This window comes from Streptomyces pyxinicus (assembly GCF_024753135.1).
GTDB lineage: Bacteria > Actinomycetota > Actinomycetes > Streptomycetales > Streptomycetaceae > Streptomyces > Streptomyces pyxinicus.
The window spans coordinates 31,467-51,381 of the sequence record NZ_JANUGP010000034.1; the positions used below are offsets into that span (position 1 = coordinate 31,467).

Genomic DNA, 19,915 nt, shown 5'->3' on the forward strand with positions numbered 1-19,915 from the left:
GGATCATGCCGTTCTGGCGGGTTGGCGGGTTCGGGGGCGGCTTGCTTCTTCGGCGAGGTGGTCGAGCTGGATGGCTTCGAGTGATTGGTGATGCGTTCGGTGCCGTCACAGATGGCGGTGATGGCGGCTTGGCGGATGAGGCGGGTGAGGCTTCCGATACGGCCGGCGGTGCGCTGTTGGAGGTAGGAGGCGTGGCGGGGAAGTGCGCCGGGTGTGTGCTGGGTCAGGTCGAGGGCGGCTTCCATATCGGTGATGAGGTCGGTGAAGGGACGGGTGTTTCCGTGGCGGGCGGGGAGGGGGCCGCAGGTGATGAGGCTGGCGCGGCCGGCGATTTGGGCGCCGCGTATGCCGCTGAACAGGGGGGTGCCTCTATGTCTTTGGTCAAGCGGGGTGTGGGGCTGGGGGTTCGTAGAAGGTGCCGTCGCGGAGCATCGCGAAGAGCACGTTGATCCGTTGTCGGGCCAGGCGGAGAAGTGCCTGGGTGTGGGTCTTCCCGCGGGCCCGGCAGCGGTCGTAGTAGGTGCGGGAGACGGGATCGTGCAGCGCGGCGAACGCCGACAGGAACATCGCGTGTTTCAGTTGCCGGTTGCCGCCTCGTGGTGCGTGTTCGCCGTGGATCGATGTTCCCGACGACTTGGTAGTCGGGGCGAGGCCGGCGTAGGAGGCCAGGTGGGCGGCGGTGGGGAAGCCGGTGCCGTCGCCGACGGTGACCAGCAAGGTGGCGGCGGTCCTGACCGCGACTCCCGGAATCGAGGTCAGGACCGCGGAAAGAGGGTGAGCCTCCAGCAGCTGTCCGATCTGTGCTTCCAGGGCTCGTCGCTGTTCGTGGACCGCGGCGAGCGAGCGGGCCAGGGACGGGATCACGAGGTCGAGGGTGCCGGTGCCCGGGACCACGACGGTCTGCTCGGCGAGCGCATCGAAGACCTCGTCGATCAGCCTCTGGGCTATGCGCGGGGCCTTGGGGCGGATCACCTCAACCAGCTTGCGGCGTCCGGCTTTGCGCGGGGCGGCTGGGGATCCGTGGCGTTCCAGCAGCCAGGTCACGGCGGGGTGGTCCAGGCGCGGGCCGAGGACGCGTTCCAGGCTGGGGTGGAACTGGGTGAGCAGGCCGCGTATCCGGTTGGAGGTGCGGGTGGCCTCGGCCGCCAGGTCCTGGTCGAAGCCCACCAGCACGGTCAGCTCGGCGGTGATCTCGTCGGTCAGTTCCAGCGAGCGCAGGGTGTGCGGCATGGTCCGTGCGGCGTCCGCGATCACCGCGGCCGCTGTCATGAGATGAGAGATTGGTGGGTGGGTTCGCTGTCGTGGAGCTTTGTCGCTTGGCAGCTGATGCTGCCTCAGGTTCGAGAGTCCTCATGCGGTGAGTTTGGCGCGGCCGGTGTGATCGTGGGGTGGGCCAAGAGGTAAAGGCCAGCTGCGGGCCTGTGCTGCCCCGGGGTTTGGTGGTGCGTCGTCTGCTGGAGCGTCAGCGGGCGGGGGGTGTCGACGAGGCATGTGCGTGCGGTCGCTGGGACGAGTAGGTGTTTCGGAGCGTATGGTGTGGCGCTGGCTGGAGCAGGCCAAGACGACCGGGCAGGCGGACCCGGGGTCCGCCTGGGGTATGCGGTGTCGGACGAGGTGGGCGCTGCTGGGTGAGGTCGGCGGGAATGTCGCTGAGCTGAGGCGCCGACTGGCCGCTGATGCCGAGGAACTGAGCGGCTTCGTTAAGGTTGCCGCCTCGTGCGCGGCGGACCAGGAACACGGACGCATTGCGCTGCCTCGGCTCATCTGGCCATCGATTTTGTCTGGAAATCCCCATCGCTGGGCGGGATGCTGGATGGCGGCAGGAGAATACCGACAGTGATTCATTCCGGTCACACCACGCGGTGTCAGTGTTTGTTCCGCCGCCCTGAAGATCCGCCGCCCTGAGGAGAGGGGTTTCCTTGCGCTCAAGCGATGAGAAGAGGTCTGCTGCTGCGGTCGGCAAGGTGGACAAGGGTAGGTCGCCCCGCCCGCTTCCTCGGGGTGGCCTGATGGCCCTGCAGGCGAGTGTCGGCAACCAGGTCGTGTGGAGAATGCTGTCCCGCGGCCAGGCCGAAGATGAGCACCGCCACGACGGGGAGTGCGGACACGGGGAGTCCGTCCAGCTCTCAGCTGTCGAGGCGGGACTGCGCACCCCCGGTCGACCTCTGGCACCAGGGACGCGGGCACGTATGGAGGGACAGTTCGGCGCTGATCTTTCCGGTGTCCGCCTGCACACCGGAACTGCCGCACAGGAAGCGGCCACCGCCGTGCAAGCTCGGGCTTTCACGGTGGACCAGGACATCGTGATCGGTAAGGAGGGTGGCGACTTCAAAACACTGAACCACGAGCTCGCGCATGTAGTACGTAACCAGCAACGCCGTTCCGCCGGACGCCCGACGGGCGGCGGGTTCAACATGACCCGTCCCCGCGACCCGGAAGAGCGGGAGGCGGAGACCAACGCCGCCCGCATCAGCTCCGGTGGCACCAGCACGGTTCGAGGCGATGGGCCCGGCCCGGCTTCGGCACACGGGCCGGGTATGCCGGTGCAGCGTACGTTCATCCAGCGGGCGCCCCGGAGTTCGTCGGACGAGTTCGATGACGGGGGTTTCACAGAGCAGGACCTCTTCGACAGCGGCCGGGCGCGGTTCGTCACTCTCCTGTATGGGGAGTTCGTGCGTTCCGGCCGGTGGGACGTGAGCGGCACCCAAGGCCCCGACGGCATCATTGCCCACTTTACGGCGTCCAAGCGGCCCAAGAAGCGGTCCAGACCCAGGGCCTTCGCGGAAACACCACAGGTGAAGGAGCTTCGTCGCGTGTCGACGGCCATCAAGGCATACCTTCGTAACCAGGGCTTCAACCCCGTGGAGGTGCAGGCTGGCATCGGCACGCGCGGTCAGCTGCTCGTCGCGGCCAACGACACCAGCTCGAACAACCACCTACAAAACATGTTCCGGCATACCGGTGCCGCCCAGGTACTGGGCACCATGATCGAGGACACCCGCCAGAATGGTCTTCCCGGCGAGCCCAGGAACCAGCAGGAGATACACGAACGCGGAGACCGGCAGCACAGGAAGGTGAAGCCGCAGCTCGACTCGCCCTTGAATCTCCCGGCGCTCCGGGGCGCGCTGGCTGCCGGGATCACGGTGGCGACAGATGGCGAGGCCGGCCTGCACGCCGAGCGCCGGATCGCCGCACGCAACGGCGGCGTCGTTCCGGACCATCTCGGCGGAACCAAGCGTCCCTGCCCCTCGTGCGTCGCGGTCCTCTACCCCGAGGGAGACCAGGGTGTCCACCCAGGGATCTTCCGCTCCGACGACGTCTCCAACATCGGCTTCCCCGAGTACGATCACAACGACCTGGGAAACGAGGAAGCCCGCGCACAGTCCATGTTCCAGAAGATCAACAGCGTGGTTGAGAACACGTATGTAACGGTGACGAAGCGGGGCGTTGAGGTTCCGGAAGTCGGATCGGAATCGGATTCCGAGCCTGACTGACGTACCGCGAGAGGTCCGCTTCACCAACATCGAGAACCTCGGTCGACCTGCACGGCGCGCTGCTGGCGGCTGGTCCAGCCGGGCCTGGTCGCCATGCCTCGCGGCCGGGCCGCGAGGAGCCCGGACGCGCGCCGTACGCCACGAGAGGTTCCTGGCGCAGGTCCAGGGCCGCCAGGATCTCGTTGGCCGTCCAGCCCGCGCCGGAGACCTCGTTGACCGCCCATGCGATCCGGCCCTTGCCGGCAGGGCGCAGCAACGGGACCCGCCGCATCGTGATCTACAACCAGGCCTGTGGCGAGACCAGGCTCGCGCGTGAGCTCGACCGCTACCACTGCCAGTTGATCCCGCTCATGCTCCCCTCGCTCAAGGACGAGCGTCACCGGGCCGCCGCCGAGTGGATCAAGGCGCAGCGCTGGGAACAGTGCGCGATGGAGGAGTACGCCGTCCACTTCGGCGACTGGAGCCCATACACCTGGCAGCCGTTCAACGGCGGGCACCGCCCGCGGCGCTGCCGTGCCGTGATCGAGCGGCTGCACGAGATGGCGGAAGGCCGTGGCTTCGAGCTCTCCGAAGAGGGGCTCGAAACCGAACTCACGGGTGGCGCGCCCGGAAACCCGCAGACCCCGACCCGATCAGCAGGCCGCACTCGCCCGACCCGCCTGTATCAGGTCCGCCGTGCCGCCGGTACCGTCGCCGGCTTCGGCTACACCGCTCGTTTTACAGGCCTGCGTGCGGTGGCCTCGGTGTCCGGTTGCGCTGAAGCTGCCATGCCTCGGGGGTGACTGGTGTGTAGAGGTTGACAAGGGACCCGTCGGGGTCGCGGACGAGAGCCGACAGATTACCCCACGGCATCACGGTCGGAGGCTGAACGACATCAAGATCGTCGCCAAAATCGGTCGCAAGCCTCTCGTATACGGCGTTGGTGTCGTCGACGAGGAACTCGACGATCGCACTGTTGTTTGCACCCCCACGGGGCGTATTGGTGGTGATGAAAGCGACGCGGGCGGAGCCGCTGACAGCGACGGTGGCTGAAGGGGTCACCAGTTCGACGAAATCCTCGGTGAGGTACTGCGGGGTCGCACCGGTGAGGGCCTTGTAGAAGCGGACGAGCCGCGGAATGTCATCGGTGATGAGACGGACGGAGGCGAGCTGCACTGCGGCTGAGGTCATGTGGTCACCTTAGAATGAATACAGGTCATATTCCGCCCGGAAATGCCGCATCATCGTAGGTATGACCCGACCAACCGCACGCGTTCTCGCCTTGCTGGAGTTGTTGCAGACGGGAGGAACCCGCACTGTTGTCGACCTCGCCGAGCGCCTCGGAGTCGATCAGCGCACCGTGCGTCGCTATGTCGAGCAGCTACGCGAAATGGACATTCCAGTGGACGGGGTCCGCGGCCGGTACGGCGGCTACCGTCTGGCCCGTCACTACCACATGCCGCCGCTGATGCTGAAAGACGAGGAAGGCCTTGCCGTGGTGTGGGCGTTGCTGGTCAACCAACATGCGCACAGTGGTCCGGTAACCCCACTGGTGATGGAGACGGCCACGGCGAAGGTGCGCCGAGTACTCCCTGCCGTGCTTGCCCGCCGCATCGACGCGGTACTCGGGGCAGTGGACTTCACCGGTGAGCGACGCCCGGGCGCGGAAGACCACGACGACGCCGAAGCTCGTCCTGCTGCTGACGAAGGCGCTCAGACGCTGCTCGGTCTGGCTGAGGCAGCACGGGACCAGCGCCCGGTTGCGTTCACGTACCGGACGCGTCAGGGGCATGCGGCTACGCGGCACGTACAGCCGCACGGCATCGTGGCGTACCGAAACCTGCTCTACCTCACCGGCTTCGACGCCGACCGCCAGGCGCAGCGTACCTACCGCCTGGACAGGATGGCCGATCTGCGGCTTCTGCCAGGCACCTTTGAAGCGCCCGCGAACATCGACCCAGTCGCCCAGGTGCTGGGACCACTGTCGGCGGCACCTTCGCGATACGACGTCTCCGTGCTCATCCGCGCTGATCCGGCCTATGTGCGGCGCTGGATTCCGGAAACACTCGGGTCAGTTGCGCCGGCGTCTCCTCCCGACGCTGCGGACGGTCATGACTGGCTGCAGGTGTTTCTGCGGGCTGAACGCCTCGAGTGGGTCGCCGGCACACTCGCCATGCTGGACCGGCCCTTCATCATCCAACAGCCGGAAGTCCTCAAAACGGTGGTTCTCGCACTCGGGCGCCGACTGGCTGAACGGTCCGCCCAGTAACGCGAAGTCACCGACGGTGAGGAACGACTCGATGCCGCCCGCGGCCAGGACGACCTGATGGTGGGCGGCCTGCCCCAGATGGTGCCAGCGGTCGACGCCCAACGGCTCACGCAGTCGGTGGCCTTGGGCGCCTCAAGGACATGTGCCTACCAACCCGCATCACCGGCCAGCCGTGACGGCACCTCCAACCCGCTGCGACTGGAACCGCGTTCGCCTGCCGGGCCATGATTCGTCATGCGTTCTCCTTCGGCTGCTCGGTGCTCAGCGGCCGGCGGGCAACGTCAGGGAGCCGGTCGGCCCACCGAGCCTGGACCGGACGCTGCGGCGCAGCTGCCGCGGGTGCACCGGCCGTGGCGCGCACGGTGGCCAGGCGGGTCTGGAGCAGGTGGTGGGCGGTGCGCCAACGGGCTTGTTCTGCTGCATCATCGGCAGCCTGCTAGGTGTCGCAGTGCGAGTGCCGGGCGCGCACCTTCACCGCGCGGGCGACTTCGGCCTCGGTGCCGACCTGCTCCGAGGTCGTGTCGAACACGACCTGGAAGGCGGTCGCCAGCTTCGCCGACACCCGCTTCACCCGCGGCCAGGGTCTTCAGCTTCTCCTTCGCGCTCTCGCGCTCCGCCTTCGCCAGCAGCTTCGTCGCGATCAGCACCTCCAGCGCGTCTTCCACCGCTCGCGAGGTCAAGTAGACCGTGATGGCCAGCAGCGTAGCCAGCCGACGGGCGCCGGAGTGCCGGCGCAGCAGCGACGCCTTCCCGTCCACCCCGTACCGCGACAGCTCCGCCAACCTGCGCGGCGGTATCCCCGACGCGTCCACGGCTCCCATCCCGAGCGCGGCGGTCCCCTCCGCCCGTTCCAGCACCCGCTTCATCTGCGGGCCCAACACCCGCACCGGGCCCCTGCGCAGCCGGTCCAGCTCCGAGACACTCACCCGGCGGTACCGTCAGCAGGGAGTCCAGCACCGCCCGCTGCCCGACGCCGAGCATCCCATACAGGGTGTCCCACAGCCGCTGGTTCGCAGCCTTCCGTACCGGCCCCACCAGCCGGGCCAGACGGCTCACACCCGGCAGCAGCACCCGGCCCTCGCACAGCCACACCGCCGCCGCGTCGAACAACGCCTTCGGCTCCTCCCCAGTCGTCCACGCCCGCGCGTCCAGCCACCCCGCATTTCCTCGCGGACCTCCGCGAAGTTCCGCCAGCCCCCCGGCCTCCTGAATCTACCCGGCGTGCGTATAGGCCGTACCGTCCCGCTCGCCGTACAAACATCAGGTACGAGGCGTCCTCGATGCCCAACTGCCCGGCCAGGTACTCCGCCATCTCCGCCGGCACCTGCCGCGGATCCGCCATGACCCGGCCCAGGAACCGCACGCTCGTCAGCTGGACCGCGAATCCGAGCCGGTTATGCGACCGCCGCTTGGCCTGCGCCGCCTCCCGGTCCGCGTCGGCTCCTCGGCGAACTTCCCGTACGCCTCGGCCTGCTCATCAGTCGGAAACTCCACCGGCACGAGCGGACCGTAGCCGGCCCCGGGTCTGACCCGGCGATCTTTCCGCGAAGCCCAGCGGAGCCCGCGACCGGTGTGCTGGCCGACCAAGATCAATCTCGGCGCCAGCCGCTGTACCGATGTTCCGACCGCCGCCAACATGCGGTATGCGCGTTTCTCACTCGTGTGAGTGATGGACATGAGGTGCGCGGCACTTGGACGATCGGAGTCGGATAAAACGAAGAAAGGAGTATCTCTCATGTCTGCCAGAGCTTCCTCGATACGGTGGACGGCGGCGGCAGCCTCAGCCGCCGCACTCGGCCTAGGTGGTCTCTTCAGCGTGGTCGCCGCGCCGTCCACGGCCCTGGCCATGCCCGTGGACACAACCGCGAACGCCACCTCCAGCGCGACTGGTCTGGTCACCTGCCCGCTCGGAGCGGAGACCGCCACATACAGTCCCGGGCTGCATCTCACCGCTCCTCCCTCGGGCGTACACCTGCACAGTGCCGGCAACCTCGGAGTCTGCGTCTCGACCGACCTGCGGCACACCGGCGGCAGTTTCGTGGTAGACGGTGACGGCCCCCTGACCTGCGTTGGCGGCAGCTCGACCGGTACCGGCACCGCCACCTGGGCCAACACTGGGACCCACCCCTCACGCTTCACCTACACCGGCGCCGTCTCCGTGCGCCCCGACGGCAACAGCGTCCTGGTGCTCACGGGGGACATCACCTCCGGCGACTACGTCGGCCACACGCTGGTGGAAACCAAGGTCATCGCCTCGACCGACCTGACCGCGTGCCTGACCTCTGAAGGCCTCACCACCACCTCCGGGCCGGTCAGCTTCACCATCGTCTGAGCCGTGGGTGGCTCCGCGCTCGGCCGGGGCTGTCGCACGAAGTCGCCAATGCGACGGCGATGCCCCATCCCTCCTGGCGGGACAGTTTGGGGTGGTCCAGCTCGATGGAGGTGAAGGAGAAGTTCACCGCGGTCTGGATCGGCGGGACCAGTTCGCCGCCGGACTGCGGCGCGGGGGCCGGCCGTCAGTCGGGGGCGACCGACGCCCAGCCCTCCGGGCTGCGGGACAGGAGCTGCTCGCTGTAGGGGAACTGGTGCAGGACGTGTCCGTCCCGGGTGGCGAGCACCATGTTCAGGCACGGTGCCGGGCCGACGATCGGGAGTTCGCAGGCGGTGGCGACGTCGTGCGTCTCTCAGGCGAGGACCACCTCGTCCGCGCCAGCTGCCGCGGCGATGTTCGCGAGTGCCGCAATCCCGGCGAGCGCGTCCTGGCCGGCCTTGAGCGGGCGGACCCAGATCAGCCCGGCCAGCTCGCCGCGCACCAGCGGCGTCATCAGTGGGCGCGGCACGACTCCCTCACCCAGCGAGGCGGTGTACGTCTCCTTCGCGACGCCGACCAGTCCGTTCCACATTCGTGCTTCCACGGGAGCCCCCTGCCGTCCGGTGATCTGATCATCGCTCCCGCCATGGCGCTTGAGGCCGTGTCAGCGGGCTGATCAGCCAGCGTACGGCAGGGGAGCGGCCGGATCAGGCGATCGCAGGGCGCCATGATCGCCGCTGAGTTCGCCCGCTTCCTGGGTTTGCCGGCCTCCACGAGCCTTCTGGCCCCCACTGGTGAAGTCGGCCCGGGCCGACTTCACCAGTGGGGGGCGGTCTTGCTGTGTGTCCACCCCACCTCCCCAAGTCATTCGAGCGGGTTAAAACTGGCACCGTACCGGCGCAGGCCGCGGTCGGCGCCTGGTCAACCAGCACCACACCGAAGCCCCGGCACCGCTGCGCATCCTTTACCCGGACGCCCCGCGGAGCTGGAGCGGCTCACCGGCCGGCTCCTGGCCAAGGACCCCGCCCGCGCCCGGCCAGCGGGCCGGTGTGGGCCGCTCTCAAAGAGGTCAACGACCGGTACGTCAGCTCCACCCCACCTAGCCACGGCAAGTACCTCGCCCACGACATCGACACCCCGGCGGAGGCCACCCACGGCGCGGTCATCCCCGGCTGACTGTCAGTGGTCACCTCTACCGTCGAAGGAGGAGTCCTTTCAACGGTGAAGGTGGTCCACGTTGGCGAACGTCGTTTGGCACACGACTCTGGGTATCGAGCTCGACCTCACCCGCGAAGATCTAGGGCACGAGGCGCTGGTCGGACTCTGGGACAACTTGTACCGGATGGACCGGTTGTACGCGGCGAGGAACGTGCCCGTATCCGAGCGGGGGCTGCAGTGCGGGGGAGTGTGCCGGAAGGCGGGTGTCGTCGCCTGGATGTACCTGCGGGTAAAGGCGAACGGACGGCGCGAGGCGGTACACGAGCGGGTCGAGGACGAGGCACGTCACCGCGCGGCCATGTCCGACGAACACAAGGCATACCAGGAGCGGATCCTGACGACCGCCGAAGGGGCCGGCTTCCCGGCCGACAGCGAGGTGCGGACGAGCATCGGACCGCGCTCGTGGATCCAGACCGACACGCTCGTACGGGGAGAAGACGGGCTGCTGATCGGCTGGGAGATCCAGCTGGCCACCGCAGGGGCGCACGGGCCGCGGAGCCACGGGCGCGAGCGAACCGGGCGGCGAAGCACGGGATCACTCCCGCCTGGCACACCGACCGCGAGGTCTATGCCCGCCGAAGTGACACTCACTGGACACGCAGCAACCGTCTGCCCGCCCACGTGATCGCAAAGTCGGGTGACCTGCGTGTCGTCTCGGGGTTCCGCGTACTCGACTTCTGGCGCTGCGACCTGCATACGCTGTACCGATGCCCGGACACCCAGCGCCGCTGCGGCAAGATGCATGCCACGCCCAAGCCCCGGGATGTCTTCTTCGACGACCTTTTACGGCAGACTGCCGCTGGCCTACTCGTTCCGATCGAGTTCAAGGACGGCTCCCGAACTCACCGGTTCTGGGTGACGGCCTCCGACCGCGACCGGTACACGGACCTCACCGCCGGCCGCCCGGTCTCCCCCTCACTCAACGATGAGGACCTGGACATCGGCCCGGCAACGGAAGGCAGCCGCCGGGCGCCGACTTGCCGGCCCGTACCGCCCGGAGGCGCCGCGCTTTCTCCGGGCGCGCCCTCCTCCCGCCTGGCAGGCACCGGCGCGATCGCCGTGGCCGCTCCGGTCAACCCCACCATCAGAGTTCCGCAGCAGCCTGTAGAAGCCCTCGGCCTGCCGCGGACCCAACCAAATTCGAACCCGTATATCATTTCTGATATGGCCCAGAACGACTTTCCTGACGATTTGCTCGTCGCCCAGGCCCGCCTACACCAAGCCGCCGCGGAGCTGTCCGCGCTCCTGCGGGACCTGCTGGTCGGTGGAGCCCATGGACGGGTGGGCCAGCACCGAGCACCCCCGCACAGGCGAGGCTACCGGCGGCCGCGAGTCCAGCCCGGGCTGGACTGAGGAGCAGAAGACAGCCGTCGCTCGGCTACGCCAGGAGTGCGTGGAACTGGCCACCACCGTGACCGCTCATGCGTACTGGAGTTCTTTCCACGGCGCTGATGCCGTCAAGGAACGGATGCATCTCAAGCACTACGCCGGGACCGAGATGGCCGTGACGGCATGACCAGCTGCCTCGACGACGGAACCCACACCTGCTGAGGAAACCCGCGGGCCTGCCGCCGCCGGGGCAGGGGGAGCGCGGCGGCGGAGCCGGGACAGCGGCTGCGGGCCGCGCCCGCTGATGCAGGTCGTGTGAGGGCAATGGAAGCTCACGGCGGTCAAAACCTGGGTCGTGGCACCCTGCAAGGTCAAGCAGAAGACCATCACCGTCAAAGCCCCGCGTAAGGGCGACATGTCGATCGGACGGCAGAACTCATGACACCCATCCGGCCTCGGCAGGGAGCGTATCTGTGCCTCCTGGCCGGCACGGCGCTCCTCGCCGCCGGCTGTCACTCCGGCGGGCACACCGGCTCGCAGGCGTCGACGCCGCCCGCCGCCAGGGCGTCCGCCTCTGCGAGGGCGGGCGCCGAGAAAGCCCGGACGATCCTGGACCAGGAGTTCACCGGCCATGAGTCACTCGGCAGTGGTTCAGGCCTCCTCCAGGCCGCGTTCGGCGACACCATGCCCGCAGCGCCCGCCAGGGTGAAGAGTGTGACGTTCGCTCTCGTGTGCACCGGCCGGGCGAAGGTGTCGCTGACCTTCTTCACCGACGGCAAGCGGCTCTCCCCGGCCGCCCGCGCCTCGGACTGCGACGGATCCGTCTTCCAGCAGAGCATCGACCTGCCCACGCCGGGCCCCGTCAGCTTCGAGGCCGACCTGTCAGGCTCGGATCAGGGCGGTTTCGCCTATTCCTACTTCGTGGAAAAGGAGCAGACCTCCTGAACCTGAATTTCTGAAGGACAGGTCATGCGCAACGGGGCTGGGTCAGTTGTTCTGGCCGGCCCCGCTGACCCATCGCGAACCGGCCCGCTCGAAGCCGGGAGGAAGAAGACGAGCCCGGACGCCCCGCTCGCAGTGCCTGCAGACAAAGGGGCCTGATGAAAAGTCCGCTGGTGTGCGCGTGGCGGCTGGCACCCGGCCGGAGCGACGGGTGCCAGCCGCGGCGAAGCCGATACCTCCCGGCGCTGCGCCGGGCGGCCGGTCTTGGTGCGTACCGAGAAGGGGGACTCGTGCGGGCAGAGACCAGCAGTGGAGGCATGGGGGATGGGGATCTTACCGGGAGTGAGCGGAAGGCCGGCGTCGAGAGGTGGTACGGGTGAGACCCGGGGCGAGGGCTGGCGGCGTACTGCGGCCGCCGGGCGAACGGCTGCTGCACCGCTTGGCCTGCGCGGACACCGGAATCGGATTGGAGACGCACCGGTACGTGGTGTTCTCGGAGCCGGGAGCTCCACGCCGCCGTAGCCAAGCCTGACCGCCTGGCGCGGCTCCTGGAGACCTGCGGGTATCTGGGGTACCCACCGACGCCCGGCGTGGCGAAACCCTGTGGGTGTCGACCGGCGCCCGCGCTGTGCACTGGCCCGACCTGGTCGTGGTCGAGCCCATGCCCCGCTTCGCGATCGCCATCGAGGTGGAGCTCGCCCCGAAGCCCCGGCCGCGCTTCGGCGACTCTGCGGGCCTGTCGACAGGCACAGCGCCGCCGGGCCGGCGCCTCAGGCATGTCGGTGGGAGCGAGGCGCTGGCACGGTGCCTGACCTGCCGTGATCAGCGAAGTGGGATTGGCAGGGGAGATGCCGGGCACAAGGTGGCCCGGAGGTTGATAATCATGGTTCCCCTGCTTCTCGTTCTTCTGCTCGCTCTGATCCTCTTCGGTGCCGGTTTCGCCGCCAAGGCCCTCTGGGTGGTCGCTGTCATCGTGCTCGTCCTGTGGCTCGTCGGGTTCGTGGCCCGGCCCAAGGGCGGCAGCGCACGCTGGTATCGCTGGTAAAGCCGCCTGCCGGCCATCGGCAGCAGCACACTGCGGGCCCCACCCCTCTGGGGGTGGGGCCCGCAGCCGCATGTCGTGTCTGGAGGCCGCGGCCGGCGGAGCGGGGTGCTGCCGGCGGTCCGCGCCGGAAGTTTTCGCAGGGTTCCTGTGAAATCCCCGGAACGCGGGTAAAGGGCTACGTATGCCGGGGCGGCTGCCGTGAGCGCACGGGAACCGCGCACCTCCAGACACGTCAGCCGCCCCGGTCCCACACTGCCGTCCGGGCGGTACTTGGGCGGCCTGAAAATGCTGAACCGAAGTCCTCGCGGCCCCTATGACCAGACATAGATCGACTGGCACCGACACAATCCGTACGGACACCGAGCCGAGCAGGGCAGTCAGCGAGGAGCCAAAGGTCGGGTGAAGTCGGCTGACGCGCCCGACAGGGACCCGACGAAGCCGCCTTCCGTGGGGGCTCTTCGGGAAAGGTGTCACCCTGTAGCGGCTGATGACTGGGCTCCGCTTGTGTGAGCCGCACAGACACGCCAAGGAACTATCCCGCCTGCCCCCGTCCGTCCGGCTGGGCGGTGCTCGAACGCCGAGCCCAAAAGTCACCGGGAAAACCGGTCAGGCAACTCGCTGAGAGCGCTCCTATTTCAGCTATCATATTGAAGCCAGACCGCAATCAGCGTCACTAAATGTGATGAAAATGGCGGGCTTGATGCCCATTTATGACTACTCCTCGCCGTGAAGGGGAGGGGCGAATTCCAGCCCGTATGTGAGGGGAATTGGCGGGAACGGCGCGAAACTTTGTGCGGATCCTGTGACAGCGTGTGCGGGCCCGGTGACCGTTGGGGTCGCTGGGGTCGAGGCTGTGCGAGTGGCGCCATAGCAACGATCTGGACCGGGCCGGGTGCTGCTGCCGGCTGCGCTACCGGCGCGGTCGCAGGCGGGTTCGGCGGGCTAGTCTCCGGAGGCATCGGATACGCCTGGTCGCAAATCCCCTCCTGACTGAACAGCTTTCTTATCGCTAGTGAGGATGGCACAAAGTGCTGACGATATTGGTAGTGGCTGGCATAGTAGGAGCCGTGCTAGGAGTAATCAGCGTCGTTCTCATGCAGCGGAAGCGCTAACCTCCGGTACGGTTTTCCGTATCGCTTCGGTGTGTTACTGCTGACGCGCTGGTTCAGCGTTTTCACGCCTCAAGGCAGCCCGCCCGGAGCAAACCGGGCGGGCTGTCGTACCTCTCCCCCAGGGATAGGATTTACGAGCTGCCTTGGGGGCTACGGGCGAGGACGTCATCGATGCGGGAGGCGCCGGCGACCCACGCTGCGGCGACCGGCGCTACCAGCGCCGTGTAGTGCGCACGTCAGCCGGGCTCCCAGGGTCCCCTCCCACACCTGACTCGACGTCATTACCCTGCCGATGTCGGGACTAGAGCCAGCCGCTTCGCGCAGTCGGTCGCGAGCCCTCGGCAGGGGAAGGGCGGCCACAGGGGCGGGGCCGGCGAGACGCTGCGGCTGGAGATGAACGGGCATCAGCGCCCGCGCCAGGCGGGCGATCTGCTCGATGCCGTGGCAGTAGTGCGGGAGCTCGGCGCGCAGGCGGCGCTGGACAGCCCAGAAGCGTGCCGCCAAAACGAACTGTGCTACCGAGTGCGGTCACGAACTGATCAAGTACCAGACGCTGATCCCGGAGCCCGGACGTGGCTACCGCCTCAAGAACGGTATGCCCGTGTGCTCCGGCGAACCGACCGGGGCACACGTGGTCGCGTCGGTACTCAACAGCACCGAGACGTGGAGCGACTGCGGGCAGGCCATCTCCTCCGGAAGCTTCCGGTTCACGTTCTATCCGGACCCGCTTGGCACCCACTATGAGGCGAAAGCCGACCTGCACCAGGTCGGCGGCGGCTTCGGCGGTCACTTCTGGTACACCCACACCCGCAACGAGGACCATCTCGGTGGTCCGGGCGGACTGATGGACATCGACGGAACCTGGACGCTCGGCGAGCAGATGGACTTGGCTCAGGTGTGGGTGCAAGTCCCGGACACCGGAGCGCAGACCAAGAACGCTCACTATGTGATCCACGGGGCCCTTGGCGGTCCCTACGACCGGTACCTCGACCAGGCCGATAATAACGGCAAATGGGTGTCCCTGGGCGCCTACAAGTTCACGTCTACGCCGAGCGTCAGCCTGACGAACTACACGCCAGGCGGCACCGGCGACGACGACATCGCACTCGGTGCCGTCGCCTTCCAGCCCGTCGACGGCACCTACGTCTCGGACTCGATCGAGGGCGATGCGTTCTTCGATGAGGACCAGAACATCGACACCCGCCCCGAGTCAAGCATGTTCAACACGCCGCTGAAGTCGCGGCAGGACCTGCATGACTGGGCGACCAAGACCTCGCAGAAGATCATCGGCCTGCCGACCTGCATCGACGTGGGATCCCCCACTTGCGTGAAGCCGGAGACCAAGGCCGCGGTCGAAAAGTGGAACGCCGACGTCGAGGCAGCGGGCACGAGCACGACCGACCATCCCGACGGGCACAGCATCCCCCAGTGGATACACTTCGCCAACCCCTACACCGACCGCCCCACTTCCGACAGCAAACCGTCGTGGTTCGGAACCGACGACGCGGCCTACAAGATGTACAACAAGGCGACGGTGTCGTACATCAAGACCTCTGGCGGAAAGATCATCAACGGCAGTCAGAGCGTCTCCTACGACGACCGCACCGCCGACACCCACATACCGGACTTCGTCCGGAACTTCTTCGCGGCGCTTCAGAAGGACTACGGCACCCAGCCGCCCGACCTTGACTACGTCGCGAAGGACCTCAACGTGCATAACGGCCAGTGGGTCACCACCACGACCAACAGCGACGGCACCCTTCCCGGACGTGCGTACCAGTCCATCGGCGTGCGGCCGGTCATCACCGATGACAACGACAAGGCGGTCACCGACAACAGCGGTACCTGTGTCGCGGTGATGCACACCGCCGGTGGATCCATCGGCTACCGGCCGGCCCTCGCGGACCAGCACCTCACCGACAGCGTGGCCGACTGGGTGAACCGGGTCTCGAACGATACGGGGTCGTCGGACAACCCCGTTGCCCTCATGAGCCAGGAGATCCGGAACATGTTCTTCAAGCCGGGGCTCACTGGTTCGATCTTCGGCCAGGCGCCGCCCATCTGGCAGGAACTGGACTTCAAGTCCTGCGCCGACGGCACCATCAAGAAGGTCAGCGGTGCACCGGTCCTGCGGTCCAGTTACATGCCGAGCCAGTACCTGTACCGTAACGGCAAGGCCATCGATCTTGGCGGCAGCTACACCGGTTCCAGTGCCCCGATCACCACGGGCGACTTCTACCACTTCAGCGGACCCGCTACGCCGCCGAGCACCGAGGACCCCTACTCCAACTGCACAATAACCTCAGGTCACTCCGGAAACCCGTGGAGCGTCAACATCTCGGCTCCCTCACCGAACCCCGGTGCAGACCCTGACTCGACGCACTTCTGCAACGCGCCCGACAAGACGCCCGACCCTGAGTACACCCACTAGACGTGTGGTCGCCCTCGGTCAGAGGGCGACCACATATATTGCTCACAAAGAAAGGCCCCACACGATGGCGGCTGGCGCCCTTCTCATCGGCTTCGCCATATTCTTCCTCTCGCCACTCGTGCCCTGGCTGTTGTTTCCCTTCCAAAGGCAGGCAGGAACTGTAGCGGCGGCAATCTGGGGTCTGCTTACCCTGCCGTGCTGCTTCCTTTGGAACCGAGAATTCATCGGTCCAGCTCTTCTCGCGCTGTTCTCCTCCGCTGTGCGGATCATCGTCGAGGCGACCGGAACGTTCGAAGGGCCGCGTCTGCGCCGCAAACAACGGAAGCAGGGCAGGCAGCCTTACTGATCTTTACGTAAATTCGGTGGGTGTGGTGGTCGTCTGGGTGAGAGCCGGTCAGGGTGGCATATCAACCTCCCCCTTCGGTTACCGGGTCCTCCCCTGTGTTCTCCGCGTGGGGCACCTCGTACAACGCGGTCGTCGGCGTCGGCGACAACACGGGTGACGGCAGGAGCGACCTGGTCGAGCGGGACACCGCGGGCAACCTGTACCGCAACGCCGGTGACGGCAAAGGGCCGTTCGGGACGTCCAGGAGCGGAACAGCCGCAGCAATGGCCGCTTCCTGAACCGCAGCGTCCGGAGCGTGGAGGAAAGCAGCAACAGCCTGGAAGAGCCCGAACCGAGGAAGACATGAGCGACGTCCCCGCCGGGGAGTATCCGGACCAGGAGACCTTCCCTGATCGCTACCGGCTCCTCCACGGGCGCCCGGCCGGGGCGGCTTCCTGGAGGCGGCCGGTGATGTGGTGGTGGACAGCGTCCAGTCGGCATCCAGCGGATCGGCCTGGCTGTGGGCCTGGACCGAGGCCGGTGTCTGATCGCGGTCGCACGAGGTGCCGCTGGCCGAGTTTCAGTCCGCGGCCTGCCGGACATGGACGATGTTGCGATCGACGGCTCACATGTCCGGCCTCTCAAGGGGGGCTCGTACCTGACCTCCGCCGGTCGACCGGGCCCGGGCCGCCGGCAGGCACCACCTGATCGTCGACCGGCATGGCACTTCGTAGGTCGTCTCACTGACCATCGGAAACCGTCACGACGTCACACAAGCGAGCTTCTCCTGGATGCGATACCCGTATCCGCGGGGCCCGTGGCCGGCCGCGTAGACTGTTCGCCGACCGTGGCTACGATGACGACAAGTACCGCCGTCTCCTCCGTGTCCGCGGCATCATCCCGAAGATCGCCTGCAATGGCGCCTTCTATGGTTCGCCCTGGGCAAGACCCGCCGCGTCGTCGAGCGGACCTTCGCCTGGCTCCACGAGTTCAGAGACTACGAATCCGCTACGAGTTACGCGCCGGCCTCCACCTCGCACTACTCCACTGCTTGTAGCATCATCTGCTTGAGATGACTCCGAACGTCATTTTCGGATGTTCAGTTACGATGGCGGCCCTGCGCGCCTGCCCAGACGGTACCCAGACGGTATATGCAATCCGCCGCTCGCGACGTAAAGCAGAAATCGACTAAGCCGGGACGCATGTCGGCCAGTGAGCGCAGGACAAAATGGATGCTTCAACGCACGGTCTGGTGACGTCCGGGTCGGGTGTAGGAAGCTGAGGATTGCATGCCGGAGCGGACACGGAATGAGGCCCTGGCGGCACTGTTGGTCGAGGCGCACTGGAGCGCGACTCAATTGGCGAAGGCTGTCAACACACTGGGTGCGGCACAGGAATTGAGTCTTCGGTACGATCGTTCTTCGGTCGCGCATTGGCTGGCCGGGGCGCGCCCTCGTCGCCCCGTTCCCGATATCGTTGCTGCCGCGCTGTCTCGCCGCATCGGCCGGTTAATCTCTGCTCAGGCCACCGGCATGCTGCAGTCGTCGCACAGCATTGCGATTCCCGCATTCGGGATGAGGCGGGCGTCTCCGGTCGAGCAGATACTCGACCTGCTGCGGCAGGACGGCGACTCGAACCTCCGGACTCCGCTTTCTCGGACACCCTTCAGCGTGGCGTCTCTCGCTGTGCTGCCGTGGTCCGCTTCCGAACAGGCGCCGACCCCAGCGGATGGCGACCTGACCACGGCAGCGCAGTTGGAGACGCATAACGACATGATCGCATCGTTCACAAAGCTGGCCGACTGGCACGGGGGGAGGCTCGTCCGGCCCCTCGTCGTCGCCTACTTGCGCGACAGCGCGGTGCCCGTTTTGGTGAAACCGCGCCCTGCCACCGGACAGGATCGCGAGGTATTCACGGCCGCCGCGCAGTTCGTACACATCCTGGCTGGCATGAGCGACGACAGTGGCTATCACGGGCTAGCGCAGCTGTATTACCTGTCCGCTCTCGAACTGGCCCGTGCCGCTGGGAACGCGCGGCAGTTCGCGATCGGGCTACGCGCGATGAGTACCCACGCGCTTCGGCTGCGCCTGCCGCGCCAGGCGCTCGATCTCGCCGACATGGCTGTGGCTGTACTGGGCGGCCGCGGTGATGGGGCGGCTCAGGCCTTCCTGCTCAGCCAGCGTGCGCACGCTCGTGCCTGTGCCGGCCGGTTCCGCGAGGCTCGGGCCGACCTGGTTGCCGCCGAACGCCACCAAGACCGTGCATCCAGTTCGGCGGGTCCCTTCTTCGGATACCCGCGGGCGGCATTGAACTACCAGCGCTACCAGACCCTTGGCGCGATGCAAGAGAGCAAGGAGGCCATTTCCGCTCTGCAGGCATCAGCGCACGACCGCGCGCAGACCGACCGCAGGCGTATCGCGCTGACCCTCGCGCGTCTTGCTGAGGTGCACCTGGCCGTCGGCCAGCTCGACGAGGGGCTGCGCTACGCCCACAGCTTTCTGCGTGCTTATCCGCACATGCATTCCGCGCACGTCGACACTGCGCGGCGGCGTCTCAGTCATGCCCTCGCTCGCTACCCCGTGGAGCCGCAAGCCCGCGCCCTGGCGGAGCGGATGAGTTCGACACGCAGCCCGGGATAGCGAATCGTCGCCTGCCCGTCACGCACACTCAGCCGACTCCCACGCCACTGCGGCACCCGCTCCTGGTACGGGTCGAGACGCACCACACCCATTCACAAGCGCGCAATCGTTCAGCGCGTGCACGCCTTGGACGCTCTGAGTCCGCGTTCTTCGGATATGCAGGGGCACCTGTGCGTCACCACTGGTACGGCGATCACGCGATCCAACGAACGACTCCGAGATTGGCTACTCCATGGGCTCCACAGGCAAGAGCAAGAACACGTCATCGGTTGCTCCGCTCAGCGCGGTGGGCGACTCGCCTTCAGGAACGCGAGAGGAGAGCGCCGAGACAGCGGCCGGCTGTCCGGCCATGCCGGCGCGTCACGTCTGCGGAACTGGACGAAAGACGGCCCTTGTCGAGCGTGAGACTCCCTATCCGAATGGCGCGCGCGTCACCACCGCCCGCCGGCTCCTTTGCCGTAACGCGAAGAACCGACCTGCTGCACCGTGCACGTCGCGGCCTGTTCTCTTGGGGGGACGGGGCGCAGGACGAACCCCATCCATGTGTCTGCCGTGGCCTTGACTGAACCCGGCTGGCCCTCAGCCCCGATGCCTCGCCGTATCGATCCTGCGTCCGCGAGGTCCGTACTGCTCCGTCATCGGAGAGCACGATCGCATCTGTCTCCGGAGATAGACCCGGACTCCATCACCAAGCCGTACACGAGGGACCGCGAGACGAAGTCACTGCGGAGTCGCGTGTCGACCCTTCCCTGGCAGCGCTCATGACCCTTTCATACGGCCTGCGCCCGGACTTGCACCGAGGCGAAACAAGCCGGATCGAC

At 67.2% G+C, this 19,915-nt stretch carries 15 protein-coding genes and 3 pseudogenes; 13 read left to right on the forward strand and 5 right to left on the reverse strand.

All coding sequences use genetic code 11. From position 1 onward, the window contains the following. Nucleotides 1-3: 3 nt before the first annotated feature. Together NX794_RS30920 and NX794_RS30925 are read right to left on the reverse strand one after the other, a co-directional pair. Nucleotides 4-365, reverse strand: a pseudogene (locus NX794_RS30920) (TniB family NTP-binding protein); the annotation flags it as partial. Between the two features lie 16 nt (nt 366-381). Next, nucleotides 382-1,260 (reverse strand): annotated as a pseudogene (locus tag NX794_RS30925) (IS110 family RNA-guided transposase); the annotation flags it as partial. Between the two features lie 791 nt (nt 1,261-2,051). Between NX794_RS30925 and NX794_RS30930 the strand changes: the two are divergent. Together NX794_RS30930 and NX794_RS30935 are read left to right on the forward strand one after the other, a co-directional pair. Beyond that, nucleotides 2,052-3,494 (forward strand): eCIS core domain-containing protein, encoded by a 1,443-nt coding sequence (locus NX794_RS30930; RefSeq protein WP_258782861.1) that lies wholly within the window; start codon nt 2,052-2,054, stop codon nt 3,492-3,494. 182 nt (nt 3,495-3,676) lie between these two features. Further along, a complete protein-coding gene (locus tag NX794_RS30935; protein ID WP_258782824.1) occupies nt 3,677-4,276 on the forward strand; it encodes a hypothetical protein in 600 nt (199 codons plus the stop codon). Here the strand turns inward: NX794_RS30935 and NX794_RS30940 are convergent. Next, nucleotides 4,212-4,664, reverse strand: a complete 453-nt coding sequence (locus NX794_RS30940) for a VOC family protein (protein WP_258782826.1) — start codon at nt 4,662-4,664, stop codon at nt 4,212-4,214. The genes NX794_RS30935 and NX794_RS30940 overlap by 65 nt on opposite strands. Nucleotides 4,665-4,725: 61 nt before the next feature. On the opposite strand from NX794_RS30940, the gene NX794_RS30945 reads away from it, so the two are divergent. Next, nucleotides 4,726-5,742 (forward strand): helix-turn-helix transcriptional regulator, encoded by a 1,017-nt coding sequence (locus tag NX794_RS30945; protein ID WP_258782828.1) that lies wholly within the window; start codon nt 4,726-4,728, stop codon nt 5,740-5,742. A gap of 460 nt (nt 5,743-6,202) precedes the next feature. On the opposite strand, the pseudogene NX794_RS35995 reads toward NX794_RS30945, so the two are convergent. Continuing rightward, nucleotides 6,203-7,242 (reverse strand): annotated as a pseudogene (locus NX794_RS35995) (DUF4158 domain-containing protein); the annotation flags it as partial. Between the two features lie 235 nt (nt 7,243-7,477). Here NX794_RS35995 and NX794_RS30965 point away from each other — a divergent pair. Beyond that, a complete protein-coding gene (locus tag NX794_RS30965) occupies nt 7,478-8,074 on the forward strand; it encodes a hypothetical protein (RefSeq protein ID WP_258782832.1) in 597 nt (198 codons plus the stop codon). A 352-nt stretch (nt 8,075-8,426) separates the two neighbouring features. Here NX794_RS30965 and NX794_RS30970 read toward each other — a convergent pair whose 3' ends face one another. Next, nucleotides 8,427-8,657, reverse strand: coding sequence for a hypothetical protein (locus tag NX794_RS30970; protein WP_258782836.1), 231 nt, complete (start codon nt 8,655-8,657; stop codon nt 8,427-8,429). Between the two features lie 633 nt (nt 8,658-9,290). Between NX794_RS30970 and NX794_RS30975 the strand changes: the two genes are divergently transcribed. The 9 genes from NX794_RS30975 to NX794_RS31020 all read left to right on the forward strand — a co-directional run bounded on the left by NX794_RS30975 (nt 9,291) and on the right by NX794_RS31020 (nt 19,094). After that, the gene (locus tag NX794_RS30975) at nt 9,291-9,896 is read left to right on the forward strand and encodes a hypothetical protein (protein WP_258782837.1); all 606 of its coding nucleotides are present in this window, start codon (nt 9,291-9,293) and stop codon (nt 9,894-9,896) included. Further along, the gene (locus tag NX794_RS30980; protein WP_258782839.1) at nt 9,893-10,624 is read left to right on the forward strand and encodes a hypothetical protein; all 732 of its coding nucleotides are present in this window, start codon (nt 9,893-9,895) and stop codon (nt 10,622-10,624) included. The genes NX794_RS30975 and NX794_RS30980 overlap by 4 nt, the downstream gene beginning before the upstream one ends. Continuing rightward, nucleotides 10,545-10,787: a hypothetical protein gene (locus NX794_RS36150; RefSeq protein WP_487416684.1), complete on the forward strand. Its 243-nt coding sequence runs from the start codon at nt 10,545-10,547 to the stop codon at nt 10,785-10,787. The genes NX794_RS30980 and NX794_RS36150 overlap by 80 nt, the downstream gene beginning before the upstream one ends. A 251-nt stretch (nt 10,788-11,038) precedes the next feature. Continuing rightward, nucleotides 11,039-11,545 (forward strand): hypothetical protein, encoded by a 507-nt coding sequence (locus tag NX794_RS30990; protein ID WP_258782841.1) that lies wholly within the window; start codon nt 11,039-11,041, stop codon nt 11,543-11,545. 880 nt (nt 11,546-12,425) lie between these two features. Further along, on the forward strand, nt 12,426-12,587 hold the full coding sequence (locus NX794_RS30995) for a DUF5670 family protein (protein ID WP_258782842.1): 162 nt from the start codon (nt 12,426-12,428) through the stop codon (nt 12,585-12,587). A 1,713-nt stretch (nt 12,588-14,300) separates the two neighbouring features. Continuing rightward, nucleotides 14,301-16,130 carry a carbohydrate-binding protein gene (locus NX794_RS31000; RefSeq protein WP_258782843.1) on the forward strand — a complete coding sequence of 610 codons (1,830 nt, stop codon included), beginning with the start codon at nt 14,301-14,303 and terminating at the stop codon, nt 16,128-16,130. A gap of 64 nt (nt 16,131-16,194) precedes the next feature. After that, a complete protein-coding gene (locus tag NX794_RS31005) occupies nt 16,195-16,476 on the forward strand; it encodes a hypothetical protein (protein WP_258782844.1) in 282 nt (93 codons plus the stop codon). 95 nt (nt 16,477-16,571) lie between these two features. Next, on the forward strand, nt 16,572-16,754 hold the full coding sequence (locus NX794_RS31010; RefSeq protein ID WP_258782845.1) for a hypothetical protein: 183 nt from the start codon (nt 16,572-16,574) through the stop codon (nt 16,752-16,754). Nucleotides 16,755-17,744: 990 nt separating this feature from the next. Further along, a complete protein-coding gene (locus NX794_RS31020) occupies nt 17,745-19,094 on the forward strand; it encodes an NsdA family TPR-like regulatory protein (RefSeq protein ID WP_258782846.1) in 1,350 nt (449 codons plus the stop codon). Nucleotides 19,095-19,915: the final 821 nt, after the last annotated feature.

Bases quoted from the DNA above. Each gene is read 5' to 3' on its own strand.
- NX794_RS30930 (WP_258782861.1), top strand. From the start codon at position 2,052: ATGCTGTCCCGCGGCCAGGCCGAAGATGAGCACCGCCACGACGGGGAG.
- NX794_RS30940 (WP_258782826.1), bottom strand. From the start codon at position 4,664: ATGACCTCAGCCGCAGTGCAGCTCGCCTCCGTCCGTCTCATCACCGAT.
- NX794_RS30945 (WP_258782828.1), top strand. From the start codon at position 4,726: ATGACCCGACCAACCGCACGCGTTCTCGCCTTGCTGGAGTTGTTGCAG.
- NX794_RS30965 (WP_258782832.1), top strand. From the start codon at position 7,478: ATGTCTGCCAGAGCTTCCTCGATACGGTGGACGGCGGCGGCAGCCTCA.
- NX794_RS36150 (WP_487416684.1), top strand. From the start codon at position 10,545: ATGGACGGGTGGGCCAGCACCGAGCACCCCCGCACAGGCGAGGCTACC.
- NX794_RS30990 (WP_258782841.1), top strand. From the start codon at position 11,039: ATGACACCCATCCGGCCTCGGCAGGGAGCGTATCTGTGCCTCCTGGCC.
- NX794_RS30995 (WP_258782842.1), top strand. From the start codon at position 12,426: ATGGTTCCCCTGCTTCTCGTTCTTCTGCTCGCTCTGATCCTCTTCGGT.
- NX794_RS31005 (WP_258782844.1), top strand. From the start codon at position 16,195: ATGGCGGCTGGCGCCCTTCTCATCGGCTTCGCCATATTCTTCCTCTCG.
- NX794_RS31020 (WP_258782846.1), top strand. From the start codon at position 17,745: ATGCCGGAGCGGACACGGAATGAGGCCCTGGCGGCACTGTTGGTCGAG.